The organism is Micromonospora sp. NPDC005710, from assembly GCF_040630995.1.
In the GTDB taxonomy this organism is placed as follows: domain Bacteria; phylum Actinomycetota; class Actinomycetes; order Mycobacteriales; family Micromonosporaceae; genus Micromonospora.
In genome coordinates this window covers 21591-34439 of record NZ_JBEXYP010000021.1, presented here as the reverse complement: position 1 = coordinate 34439, position 12849 = coordinate 21591, and the positions used below count along the sequence as shown (strand labels likewise).

Below are 12849 nucleotides of genomic sequence, written 5' to 3'. Positions count from 1 at the left end.
GCGGCGAGCAGGCCGAGTCGAGCGGCAAGCCGAGGGGGCAGGCCAAGCCAAGCGCGCAGGCCAAGCCAAGCGCGCAGGCCAAGCCAAGCGCGCAGGCCAAGCCAAGCGCGCAGGCCAAGCCAAGCGCGCAGGCGGGCCAAGAGGGCGGGCCGAGAGAGCGGGCCGAGGCCAGCCGAGCGTGCGGGGTTCAGCGGGGCAAGCGGGCGGACCGGGGCGGGGCGAGCGGGCGAGCGGGCGAGCGGGCGGGCGGGCGAGCGAGCGAGCGGGTGAGGGTGGGGCGGTCAGGTGAGCAGGACGTTGTTGAGGGGTTGCGCGTTGTCCGAGGTGGGGCGGTCGCGGCGCGGGTCGGCCAGCAGGTCGGGGCGGCCGAGTTGGCGGGCGACCCGGTCGACGACCCGCTCGGCGGCGGTCAGCGACCGCACTGACAGGAGGCGGCCGCGGCTCTCACGACGTAGCACGAAGTAGTGGACGGCTACGCGGACCTGACCCCGATCGGCGGCGCTGGCCTGGGCGGTACAGCGGACCAATTCGCGCAGGCAGCGGGCGAGGCGTTCGGCGAGTTCCAGTTCGGGGCCGTGCAGGCCGGTGCGGAGCGCGGCGAGGTGGCTGTCGACCTTGCGAATCAGCACGTCGGTGCCCGGTTCGACGGTGCGCTGCTCGCCGGCCATCACATCCCCTAACCCCGGTTCGCGTTGCGGGTGAAGTTACTTTATGTTGCTCCTCAGAAGCAAGCAGTTAAGTGAGACTTAACGTATTAAGTGCACGTTCCACGCTTTCTGGCTCTCGCCTGCCTATTCCGTCGTGAGGTCGCTCGTGGATGTCGGACCCCCGGGGCACGATGGACCGGTGACCGGGTCAGACGCAGATTCCGGCGCGGTGCTCGCCGGGTTCGGCCCGGCCACCCGCGCCTGGTTCGACAACGCCTTCGCCGCGCCGACCGCCGCGCAGACCGGCGCCTGGCGATCGGTCGCGGCCGGTCGCAACGCGCTCGTGGTGGCGCCCACCGGCTCCGGCAAGACGCTCGCGGCCTTCCTCTGGTCACTCGACCGACTCGCCCGCGAGCCAGCGCCGACCGAGGCCCGCCAGCGGTGCCGGGTGCTCTACGTCAGCCCCCTCAAGGCGCTCGCCGTCGACGTGGAACGCAACCTGCGCGCTCCGCTGGCCGGCATCCGGCAGGCGGCCACCCGGCTGGGTGTCGCGCCGCCCGACATCACCGTCGGGATGCGCACCGGCGACACGCCCGCCGACGAGCGACGGGCCTTCGCCCGCACCCCGCCGGACATCCTCATCACCACGCCTGAGTCGCTGTTCCTGCTGCTCACGTCCGCGGCCCGCGACTCGCTGCGCGGCATCCAGACGGTGATCGTCGACGAGGTGCACGCGGTGGCCGGCAGCAAACGTGGCGCCCACCTCGCGCTCTCCCTGGAACGCCTCGACGAGTTGCTCCCCGCCCCGGCGCAGCGCATCGGCCTCTCGGCCACCGTCCGGCCGATCGACGCCTGCGCGCAGTTCCTCGGCGGTGCCCGCCCGGTCGACGTCGTCCAGCCGGCCACTTCGAAGACCATCGAGGTGAGCGTGCAGGTCCCGGTGGAGGACATGACCCGCCTGGACGAGCAGGAACAGCCACCGGAGGACGACCTGGGCGGTCCCGGCCCACGTCGGGCGTCGATCTGGCCGGCCGTGGAGGAGCGGGTCTTCACCCTGATCGGGCAGCACCGCTCGACGATCGTCTTCACCAACTCCAGGCGCAGCGCCGAGCGCCTCTGCGCGCGGCTCAACGAGCTGGCCGCCGAGGCGGTGGCCGCCTCCGCGTCGGACGAGGACGCGATCGTCGTACCGGAAGGGTTGCCGGCGGGCGACGACCCGGCGGGCGACGGTGACCCGGTGTCCGGCGCGCAGCGGTGGGGTGGCCCCGCCGGTCCTCTGCGAAACAGGCCGCCGGCCGAGGTGATGGCCCAGTCCGGCGCGGCCACCGGCGCCGCGCCCGTGATCGCCCGCGCCCACCACGGCAGTGTCTCGCGGGAAGAGCGCAAGCACATCGAGGAGGCGCTCAAGTCCGGCCAGCTCCCGGCGGTGGTGGCCACCTCCAGCCTGGAGCTCGGCATCGACATGGGTGCTGTCGATCTGGTGGTGCAGATCGAGGCGCCGCCGAGCGTGGCCGCCGGGCTGCAACGGGTCGGCCGGGCCGGGCACCAGGTGGGCGCCGTCTCCCGTGGGGTGGTCTTCCCCAAGCACCGCGGCGACCTGCTCTCGTGTGCCGTGGTCGCGGAGCGGATGATCGCCGGTGCCATCGAGGAGCTGCACTACCCGCGTAACCCACTGGACGTGCTGGCCCAGCAGATCGTCGCGATGGTGGCACTGGAGCCGTGGTCGCTCGGCGACCTGTCCGTGCTGGTCCGCCGGGCCGCGCCGTTCGCCGAGTTGCCCGACTCGGCGCTGCACGCGGTGCTCGACATGCTCTCCGGCCGGTACCCGTCCACGGCCTTCGCCGAGCTGCGCCCCCGCCTGGTCTGGGACCGGGCCACCGACGTGCTCACGGGCCGCCAGGGGGCGCAGCGCCTCGCGGTGACGAGCGGCGGCACCATTCCCGACCGGGGCCTGTTCGGGGTGTTCCTGGCCGGCGCCGAGCGGGCCGCCCGGGTTGGCGAGCTGGACGAGGAGATGGTCTACGAGTCCCGGGTCGGCGATGTCTTCCTGCTCGGCTCGTCCTCCTGGCGGATCGAGGAGATCACTCCGGACCGGGTGCTGGTGTCGCCCGCCCCGGGGCAGGCCGCGCGTATGCCGTTCTGGAAGGGCGACCAGCTGGGTCGGCCGGTGGAGCTGGGCCGGGCCATCGGGGCCCGGGTGCGTACCCTGCTGCGACAGACCGACGAGGCGGCGCTCGCCGCGCTGCGCGACGGCGGGCTGGACGACTGGGCCGCTGGCAACCTGATGGCCTACCTGCGCGACCAGCGGGAGGCCACCCGCTCGCTGCCCGACGACCGCACTGTCGTGGTCGAGCGGTTCCGCGACGAGCTGGGTGACTGGCGGCTGGCCGTGCACAGCGTGCTCGGTGCCCGGGTCAACGGGCCGTGGGCCCTCGCGGTGGGCCGCCGGCTGGCCGAGCGGTACGGGGTGGACGCCCAGGTGATGCCCTCCGACGACGGCATCGTGGTGCGACTACCGGACACTGCCGACGAGCCTCCCGGCGCCGACGTGGTGGTCTTCGAACCCGACGAGATCACCCAGCTCGTGGAAGAGTCGGTCGGCACGTCGGCCCTGTTCGCCGCCCGCTTCCGGGAGTGCGCCGCCCGGTCGCTGCTGCTGCCGCGCCGCGACCCGCGCCGCCGCCAGCCGCTCTGGCAGCAACGGCAACGCGCCGCGCAACTGCTCGATGTCGCCCGCGAGTACGCGGACTTCCCGGTGACCCTGGAGGCCGCCCGGGAGTGCCTTCAGGACGTCTTCGACCAGCCGGCGTTGGCCGGGCTGATGCGGGACCTGGCCACGCGCAAGGTGCGGCTGGTCGAGGTGGAGACGAGCGCGCCGTCGCCGTTCGCGCGGTCACTGCTCTTCGGCTACGTCGGTGCGTTCCTGTACGAGGGCGACGCCCCGCTCGCCGAGCGCCGCGCCGCCGCACTCGCCCTGGACTCGACGCTCCTCGGTGAGCTGCTCGGCCGGGTCGACCTGCGCGAGTTGCTCGACCCGGCGGTGCTCACCGAGACCGACCGGCAGTTGCGCTGGCTGACCGAGCAGCGTCGCCCCCGGGACGCCGAGGACGTGGTCGAGCTGCTGCGGGTGCTCGGTGACCTGAGCGACGCCGAGTTGACCGAGCGGGGGGTGCCGGAGGCGTGGCTCACCGAGTTGGAGGCGACCCGCCGGGTGCTGCGGGTCCGGATCGCTGGTGAGCAGCGGTGGGTGGGCGTCGAGGACGCCGCCCGCCTGCGCGACGCCCTCGGTGTGGCGCTTCCGGTGGGGGTGGCCGAGGCGTATCTCGCCCCGGTGGCCGATCCGCTCGGTGACCTGGTGGCCCGGTATGCCCGCACCCACGGGCCGTTCGCCGCGGCGAGCTGCGCGGCCCGGTTCGGGCTCGGCGTGTTCGTCGTCGAGCAGGCGCTGCGGCGGCTCGGTGCCACCGGGCGGGTGGTGTCCGGCGAGTTCACCCCGGATTCGGCAGGTGCCCAGTGGTGCGACGCCGAGGTGCTGCGGATGCTGCGCCGCCGCTCGCTGGCGGCGCTGCGCCGGGAGATCGAGCCGGTGCCGCCCCGGGCCCTCGCCACGTTCCTGCCCCGCTGGCAGCAGGTCGGCTCCTCCGCCCGAGGTGTGGAGGCGCTCGCCGGCACGCTCGAGCAGTTGCAGGGCGCGGCGGTGCCGGCGTCCGCCCTGGAGCGGTTGGTGCTGCCCGCCCGGGTCGCTGACTACTCTCCCGCCCAGCTCGACGAGCTGTGCGCGAGCGGTGAGGTGCTCTGGGCCGGGTCGGGCGCGATCTCCGGGGGCGACGGCTGGGTCACCCTGGCGTACGCGGACGCCGCACCGCTGCTGCTGCCGCCCCCGGACGAGGCGTTGACCCGTACCCCGCTGCACGACGCGGTGCTCGACGCGCTCGGTGACGGGCAGGCGCTGTTCTTCCGCCCGTTGGCCGACCGGGTGGGCGCGACCGACGACGCCGCCCTGACCGGGGTGATCTGGGATCTGGTCTGGGCGGGGCACCTCAGCAACGACACCCTGGCCCCGCTGCGCGCGGTGCTCGGCGCCGGCGGGGCGCACCGTTCCCGGCCGTCCGCGCCCCGCACCCGTTACCGGCGGCCCGGTCGGGTGGCGCTGCCGACCCGGGGCGGCCCGCCGACTGTCGCCGGCCGCTGGTCACGTCTCCCGGAGCGGGATCTCGATCCGACCCGCCGGGCCGCCGCGCTCGCCGACGTGCTGTTGGAGCGGCACGGGGTGGTGACTCGGGGCGCGGTGATGGCCGAGCAGGTGGTCGGAGGTTTCTCGGCGGTCTATCCGGTGCTGTCGGCGCTGGAGGAGCGCGGTGCGGCCCGTCGGGGTTATTTCGTCGAAGGGCTCGGCGCAGCCCAGTTCGCCGTACCCGGTGCGGTGGACCGGCTGCGCGCGCTGGCCGACCCGGCCGACGGCGCCCGGGGGCGGAGCGTGGTGGCCACAGTGCTCGCCGCTACCGACCCGGCCAACCCGTACGGCGCGGCGCTGCCGTGGCCGGAGCGGGTGGTCGACTCCGGCGACGGCGCAACCCCGGCGACCGGGCACCGGGCCGGCCGTAAGGCGGGCGCCCTGGTGGTGCAGGTCGGCGGTGACCTCGTCCTCTACGTCGAGCGCGGTGGTCGGACGCTGCTCTCCTTCACCGACGACACCGACACCCTCGCGGCGGCCGGCAAGGCGCTCGCCGACGCCGTCCACTCCGGGGCGTTGGGTGCGATGTCGGTGGAGCGGGCCGACGGCGAGGCGGTGAACTCGTCGCCGCTGCGGGACGCGCTCACCACCGCCGGCTTCCGGGCCACCCCTCGCGGCCTACGCCTGCGCGGCTGACCCGCCAATTCCGGAGCACCCTTGTGGGCCGGCTTCGCGGCTGCCCGTCGGCACAACGCGGACGAGCGCACACGCCGAGTGATGCCCGATGCCCAGCCAGCCAAGGCCCCGCCGATGGCAATCCCGCACAGAGCCTGATGTCTGTGAGTCATCACGATGACTCACAGACATCACAGCCAAGAGAACGACATGCTTCGGCCACGCCAGTGTCTCAGCGAAGGCCCTTGAGCACCTTCTCGTAGCGTGGGCGGTCGGCGGCGGAGGTCTTCGCCTCCAGGTAGTTCAGCACCACAGCGCCCCGCTGGTACGACTGGCCACCCCAGGTCTCCGCGATGTCGCTGGCGCTGGTCTCGTCCGGGAACACGTAGACGGTGACGGCGTCGGTGGCTATCAGCTCGGAACAGCCCAGGCCGAGACCGTCCGGCCCACAGTCGACCGAGCGGTCCTTCGGGTGCGGCACCTTCAGGCCCGCGGCCCGGAACGCCTCGACGACCTGCTTCGCCGCGGGCGCACTGGTCGGGCGCTTCGGTAGCACCACCGGCGGCGGGCTGGCCGGCCGCCGTTCGGTCTTACCCTGCGCGGCGGCGGAGGGCGGGGTCGCACCGTCGGGTGAGGGTGCGGCCAGGGGCGTCGGCAGGCCGGTCGGGGCCGCCTCAGACGAGACGGACGGGGTCGCGTTCGGGCTGCCGTCGTCGTCACTGCCGCAGCCGGCGGTCAGGGCGACGGCGACCAGCAGGATTCCGAGTGCGGGGAGGTTCCGAGTTGTCACCAGGGCAGTCTGCCCAACGTCATCCGGCGACGGGAGGGGCCGGTCGGCCATCGCGCTGTCCCGTATCCGCCAGCCGAGCTGCTCAATCCGCTGCCGGTGAGCCTCCGGACGGGTCCGCTGGGACCGCCGCCCGCCCGTGCGGTGGTGCACGGGCGGACCTCGTCGCGGTGTCCCCGAGGGGCCTCCTGCGGGTATCGGGCTGATGTTCGACTGTGGAATGCTTCTCCGGTGGGTGAGCATGTGGTTCCTGTGGGCTGTCCCTGCTGTGCGTCCCGGACCGGCGGGGGGACCTGCCCTGTCTGTTTCTGGACCGACGACGGTCAGACCGACGCCGACGCCGACGCTGTCCGGGGTGGCCCCAACGGCGACCTGAGCCTGACCCACGCCCGCCTCAACTACGCCGTCTACGGTGCCAGCCACCCGCGTTACCAGGACATGGTACGCACGGCTCGCCCCGACGAGCGCCCCTGACGCTGGCGGGGCGCCCGTCGGGGTGGGCGTCGCTCAGCAGGCCGGCACACTGCCGCCGTACACGCCGGAGATGTAGGCGTGGCTGACGTACTGGCCGCTGGCCAGGCGGTTCCAACGGGTGGTGGTCCGGTAGGGGCCGGCGACCGACTGACCGGTGACGTAGCACTGGATCGGTACGTGAGCCAGCCGGGCGGCGAGGCCACGGCTCGCGTACGACGTGCTCGCCCCGGTGCGGATGTTGAGCGGCCCGTCGCCGACGACACCGCGCGGCCCGCCTCCGGTCCACAGGTAGGCGACGTCCACCCAGGCGTTGGTGGTGAGCCGCAGCCCGTCCCAGAACGTGCCGTCGGCCAGGTCGATGCCGGCCGGGTTGAGCACGGTCCGCCCGAACTGGTCCCGTCCGCCGTTGTATCCGGACTGGTACGCGGCCTGCGCCTCGGGCCGGCCCTGCGGCAGGTTCTTCCAGTTCTCCCGGACCGATGACGGGTTCCAGTAGTCGTCGCGGGTGTTCCACGGCCCGACGTCCCAGACCGGGGCGTACTCGCAGCGGGAGCCGTTCGTGGTGCAGACCCGCACTGTGTAGTCGCCGGTGTTGAGCGGGGAGAGGCCCCTCCGCGACGGCAACGCCGCGAAGTGGTCCCGGGGTTGCACGGTACGACCATTGGCGGTCAGCTCACCGACCAGACCGATGCGGGTGGCGTACACGCGGAAGGTGCGGCCGGGCGTGGCGGCGGACACGGCAGCGCTCGCGTCGGCGGCGTACCGCACGCCTCGGACGGTCGCCGTGGCGCCGCCGTTCGGGGCGGTGAGCACCACCCGGGTCTGCACCCGGGTGACGGGCCGGTCGAAGACCACGCCGGCGGTGGCCGCCCGCCACTCCGTCCAGCCGGCGGCCCGCCAGCCGCGGACCTGCGCCTCGACTGTCGCCCCGGCCGGAACCGCGGCGCTGATCTCGGCGCGGACCCGGGTGGCCGGGCGGGTGAGTGTGCGGGGAGCGGCGAGCAGCATCCCCTCGGCGACCGCGCTGTGCGGGCTGCGGGCGCCGCGCCCGTGGGAGCGGGCCTCCCGCAGTCGGAGCCCGCCGTCGGCGTGTCGGACGTTCACGTCGTCCCTGTCGACGATGGTGAGGTCTGCGCTCCACCGTTCGTCGCCGGCTGCGGCGGCGACGAGGCTGATCGAGGTGCCGTTGGAGGCCGCCGGGAGCGGGTCGGTGGTGGGGAGGAACGCTGCGGTGAGCAGGAGGGTGAGGGTGGCGATGAGGGCGACGGATGGGATAGGACAACGCGGTCGCGTCATGGGCATTCTCCTCAGAACCCCCTGACCTTCGCATGTCGGGAGATCATGAGGAACACGAGTACAAATAGCGACACATGCGAATCTTGCTCGAAAGAGGGAGGATGGCAAGGTGCCCGAAGGCGACACCGTCTGGAACACCGCGCGCGTGCTGCACCGCGCGCTGGCAGGCGCGCGGATCACCAGCAGTGACTTCCGGGTGCCGCAGTTGGCGACCACTGATCTCACCGGCTGGACCGTCCGCGAGTCGGCCAGCCGGGGCAAGCACCTGCTGCTGCGACTCGACGCCCCGACCGGGGAGCACTGGACCCTCCACTCCCACCTGCGGATGGACGGCGCCTGGCGGGCGTACGCCCCGGGGGAACGCTGGAGCGGCCGGCCCGCGCACCTGATCCGGGTGGTGCTGCGCAGCCCCGGTGCGGTAGCGGTCGGCTACCACCTGCACGAGCTGACACTGGTGCCGACCGTCGAGGAGGACCAACTGGTCGGCCACCTCGGCCCCGACCTGCTCGGCGCCGACTGGGACGCGGCCGAGGCGGTGCGTCGACTCGCCGAGCACCCGGAGCAGACCATCGGCGAGGCGCTGCTCGACCAGCGCAACCTCGCCGGGGTGGGCAACCTGTACAAGTGCGAGGTGCTGTTCCTGCGCGGGGTGTCACCGTGGACCCCGGTCGCCGAGGTGCCCGACCTGCCGGGCCTGGTGGCCCTCTCGCAACGACTGCTCGCCGCCAACCGGGGTCGGTGGACGCAGAGCAGCACCGGCTCGCTGCACCGGGGGCAGACCAGTTACGTGTACGGCCGCCGCGCCCAGCCGTGCCGTCGGTGCGGCTCCGCCGTCCGCAAGGAGGAGTTGGGTGAGCGGGTCACCTACTGGTGCCCGGTCTGCCAGCCCGAGCGTCCAGGCCCGCCGCCATCCGGCTGACCAGGCTCTCGCCAGTCGGGACCGACGGCAGAAACGGACGATTGGGTAATTCCTAACCGGCCTCCGGAGTCGCATGCTGCGGTTGAGCGCTCACCGACCGTCAGCAGAGTGCCGAGGTCCCCCACGCCGGGGTGGCGGACCTCGCGCCCCGAACCGGGGAGAGTCATGGCGATGTTCCGCAGACTCCGCTCCACCTTCTTCGAGCGGACCACCAGCGACACCGACGCCCACGCCACCGACGCCCACGCCAACGGCCAGGCGGCGTCCGTGCCGGCCGCGCGTACCGCCGAGGAGGCAGTCGTCACGCCGAGCCTGGACCCGGCCGTCGTGCCCCGCTACTTCGGCCCGGTGCCGAACTTTGCCCACAGCCCCCGCCCGACGCGGAACCCCGACGGGCAGATCGCCGCCGGCAGCGGGCTGCGCAAGTTCGTCGACGCACTGCCCCTACCGGGCCAACCACGCCAGGGAGACCTCGGCAGCCACCTGCCGGTGGCGGTGCCGGACACCATCAGCTACCCGGGCTGCGACTACTACGAGATCGGCCTGCAGGAGTACGCCCAGCGGCTGCACCGGGACCTTCCGGCTACCCGGCTACGCGGCTACCGGCAACTCAACCTGGGCACCGACCCGGCCGGACACAACACAGTCGTGCCGCCGGAGCGACAGTGGCACCTCGGGCCGATCATCAACGCCCGCCGGGGTCGGCCGGTCCGGGTGAAGTTCATCAACCAGCTCCCCACCGGTCGGGCCGGCGAACTGTTCCTGCCGGTCGACGACACCGTCGAGGGAGCCGGCCTCGGCCCCCTGGACGGACCGGCGCCGTACCCGCAGAACCGGGCCGTGCTGCACCTGGCCGGGGCGCAGACCGGCTGGACCAGCGCGGGCAACCCGGGGCAGTGGATCACCCCGACCGGCGAGATCACCCCGTACCCGACCGGGCCCGGTCTGGCCCACGTGCCGGACATGCCGGCGCCCGGCGCGGGGGCCACCACGCTCTACTTCCCGAACGAGCAGAGCGGACGACTGTTGTGGTTGCACGACAACACCCTCGGCCTGGCCCGACTCACCGTCTACGGCGGGCAGCTCGCGCTCTACCTGCTCACCGACCCGGCCGAGGACCACCTCGTCGCCGACGCGGTGCTACCGGCAGACCAGGTGCCACTGGTGATCGAGGACAAGACGTTCGTTCCGGACGACACCCAACTCGCCGCCGAGGACCCGACCTGGGACCGCGAACGCTGGGGCGCCCGGGGCAGCCTCTGGCACCCGCACGTGTACCAACCCCGGCAGAACCCGCACCGGTCCGGCGGACGCAACCCGACCGGCCGGTGGGACTACGGGCCCTGGTCCCGCAACTCCGCCCCGGACGACACCCACGCCGACGGCTGGGTGCCGAACCCGTACCACGACCCGGTCGGCGCGCCGGACGAGCCGCCGCTGAGCCCCGGCGTACCGCACCCGTCGGCCGTCCCCGAGGCGTACGGCGACACCCCGCTCGTCAACGGCGTCGCCTACCCGTACCTGGAGGTGCGACCGCGCACGTACCGGTTCCGGATCCTCAACGCATGCCTGGACCGCAGCCTCAACCTCCAGCTCTACCGCGCGTGCTCGGACGCGCCGATGTGGACGGCCGACGGGGCGCTCTCCGACCCCGACAGCGGTGAGGTGCCGATGGTGCCGGCCTCGCGGGCGGCGGACCGTCCGGCCGGGTGGCCGACCGACGGACGAGACGGCGGTGTGCCGGACCCCCGCTCGGCCGGCCCGGAGTTCATCCAGATCGGCAACGAGGCGGGCCTCCTGCCGGCGCCGGTGGTGCTGCCGAACCGGCCGATCGGCTACCGCTACGACCGGCTCGACCCGACAGTGCTGAACGTCGACGGGCATACCGTGCTGCTCGCCCCTGGTGAACGGGCCGACGTGCTCGTCGACTTCTCCACGGTGCCGGCGGGCAGCACACTGATCCTGTACAACGACGCCCCGGCCCCGCTGCCCGGCTTCGACGGCCGCTACGACCAGCACACCGACGCACCGGACCGCAGCGCCGAGGGCGGCCCACCCCCTACCGAACCGGGGTACGGCCCGAACACCCGCACGCTGCTCCAGTTCCGGGTCACCGGGACGCCCGCGCCGCCGTACGACCTGGACCGGCTGCGCGAACGGCTACCCCAGGCGTACGCGGCCAGCCAGCGCCCGCCGATCGTGCCGCAGCCGGCGTACGACAGGGCTTTCGGCGCCAGGACTCCGGTGCAGACGACGGTGCCGGTGCACGCCACCACTGTGACGTTCACGCCGACGGCCGGCACCGGGGCGGTGACAGTGCCGATCGAGGTCAAGGCCGCCCAGCAGATCGTCGAACCGGACCACGGCCGGTGGGCGGGTCGGCTCGGGGTGGGGCACCCGCACGGCGGGCCGCTCAACCCGAGGACGCTGCCGCTCGGTGCGACCGACCCGGTCACCGAGGTGCTCTTCGCCACCGATCCCGCCGTGCCGGTGGGGGCGCCCACCGACGGAACGCAGGTCTGGCGGATCAGCGGCAACGTCCGGCAGACCGAGCCGTTGCACGTCGGCGGCTGCGACGTACAGGTGATCAACCGGGTCGGCTGGGACGGCACGCTGCGACCCCCGCACGGCACGGAGCTGGGTTGGAAGGGGATCATCCGGGTCAACCCCCGTGAGGACGTGGTGGTGGCGCTGCGTCCCGTCGCGCCGGCGCTGCCGTTCAAGCTGGGTGACAGCGTCCGGCTGCTCGACCCCTGCCGCCCGGCCGGAGCGCGGACCGGGTCGACGCCGGTCAGCCCCGCCGACGGGCGACCCGCCACCGTGGTCAACCACCTGGTCAACCTGGGTTGGGAGTACCGCTGGCACAGCCAGCTCGCCGGCCACCGCGATGGCGGCATGAGCCGACCGCTGGTGCTGCGGGTGGCGCCGAAGGCACCGACCGGGCTGACCGCCACACCGGTGCCCGGGACCGCCACCGCGCTACCCGCTATCGCACTGGCCTGGACCAGCAACGGCGGCCGACCACCCGCCACCAGCCACCTGCTGCAACGGGCCACCGACGCGACCTTCGACGGTGAGGTCACCACGATCACCGTCGCGGCCGCCGCGACCCGCTACACCGACGCGACAGTCACCCCCGGGGTGACGTACCACTACCGGATCCGGGCGGAGAACGCGAGCAGCTACTCGTCCTGGTCGAACGGCGTACCCGCCTCGGTGCACCTGGCCGCGCCGAGCGGGCTGGTCGCTACGCTCCCGCCGGCCGCGCCGCTGCGCATCGCGTTGCGCTGGACCAACCGTTCGTTCGCCACGGGCATCGACGTGCAGCGGGCCACCAACCCGACGTTCACCAGCGGCCCGGGCACCACGGCGATCGGGGTCGGCGACAACCACCTGGACCCGACAGTGGCACCGGACACCACGTACTACTACCGGGTGCGGACCACCTACCTGGGCGCCGCCTCGGCGTGGTCGACTGTCGCCACTGCGACCTCGCCTCCCGCACCGGGCATTCCGACCGGGTTGACAGCCACCGCCAGCTCACCGGGCCCGGACACCGCGACGGTGATCCTGGCCTGGGAGGCGAGCCCACCCGGCGGCCCGGGTGCCGGGTTCACGGTGCAGCGGGCACTCGACCCGGCATTCGACCGCGAGGTGGCCACCTTCACGGTGACCGGCCGCGGCTTCACCAACACGGGCCTGGCCCGGGGCGTGACCTACCACTACCGCATCCGGTCGTTCAACGTCGTCGGCACCTCGCCGTACACCGGACCGGTGGTGGTGACGGCACCACAGTGACCGGCCGGGCGGCCTCGGGGCGGTGCGCGCGGTCTCGCGCGCCGCCCGGCGGCGCGTCCGCGCGGTCCCGTGGGGCGTG

At 73.5% G+C, this 12849-nt stretch carries 7 protein-coding genes; 4 read left to right on the top strand and 3 right to left on the bottom strand.

All coding sequences use genetic code 11. The annotated features are described in order from the left end of the window. Positions 1-281: 281 nt before the first annotated feature. Positions 282-668 (bottom strand): hypothetical protein, encoded by a 387-nt coding sequence (locus tag ABZ406_RS24570; protein ID WP_357765950.1) that lies wholly within the window; start codon positions 666-668, stop codon positions 282-284. Between the two features lie 178 nt (positions 669-846). Between ABZ406_RS24570 and ABZ406_RS24565 the strand changes: the two genes are divergently transcribed. Then, positions 847-5517 (top strand): ATP-dependent helicase, encoded by a 4671-nt coding sequence (locus ABZ406_RS24565; protein ID WP_357765947.1) that lies wholly within the window; start codon positions 847-849, stop codon positions 5515-5517. A 211-nt stretch (positions 5518-5728) separates the two neighbouring features. Here the strand turns inward: ABZ406_RS24565 and ABZ406_RS24560 are convergent, their stop codons facing one another. Further along, a complete protein-coding gene (locus ABZ406_RS24560; protein ID WP_357765944.1) occupies positions 5729-6286 on the bottom strand; it encodes a hypothetical protein in 558 nt (185 codons plus the stop codon). Positions 6287-6382: 96 nt separating this feature from the next. Here ABZ406_RS24560 and ABZ406_RS24555 point away from each other — a divergent pair, with 96 nt between their 5' ends. Then, the gene (locus ABZ406_RS24555) at positions 6383-6757 is read left to right on the top strand and encodes a CPCC family cysteine-rich protein (protein WP_357765941.1); all 375 of its coding nucleotides are present in this window, start codon (positions 6383-6385) and stop codon (positions 6755-6757) included. Positions 6758-6790: 33 nt separating this feature from the next. Here the strand turns inward: ABZ406_RS24555 and ABZ406_RS24550 are convergent, their stop codons facing one another. After that, positions 6791-8053, bottom strand: a complete 1263-nt coding sequence (locus ABZ406_RS24550) for a hypothetical protein (protein ID WP_357765939.1) — start codon at positions 8051-8053, stop codon at positions 6791-6793. Positions 8054-8162: 109 nt separating this feature from the next. On the opposite strand from ABZ406_RS24550, the gene ABZ406_RS24545 reads away from it, so the two are divergent. After that, positions 8163-8972: a DNA-formamidopyrimidine glycosylase family protein gene (locus tag ABZ406_RS24545; RefSeq protein WP_357765937.1), complete on the top strand. Its 810-nt coding sequence runs from the start codon at positions 8163-8165 to the stop codon at positions 8970-8972. A gap of 165 nt (positions 8973-9137) precedes the next feature. Continuing rightward, on the top strand, positions 9138-12770 hold the full coding sequence (locus ABZ406_RS24540) for a hypothetical protein (RefSeq protein WP_357765935.1): 3633 nt from the start codon (positions 9138-9140) through the stop codon (positions 12768-12770). Positions 12771-12849: the final 79 nt, after the last annotated feature.

Bases quoted from the DNA above. Each gene is read 5' to 3' on its own strand.
- ABZ406_RS24540 (WP_357765935.1), top strand. From the start codon at position 9,138: ATGGCGATGTTCCGCAGACTCCGCTCCACCTTCTTCGAGCGGACCACC.
- ABZ406_RS24570 (WP_357765950.1), bottom strand. From the start codon at position 668: ATGGCCGGCGAGCAGCGCACCGTCGAACCGGGCACCGACGTGCTGATT.
- ABZ406_RS24550 (WP_357765939.1), bottom strand. From the start codon at position 8,053: ATGACGCGACCGCGTTGTCCTATCCCATCCGTCGCCCTCATCGCCACC.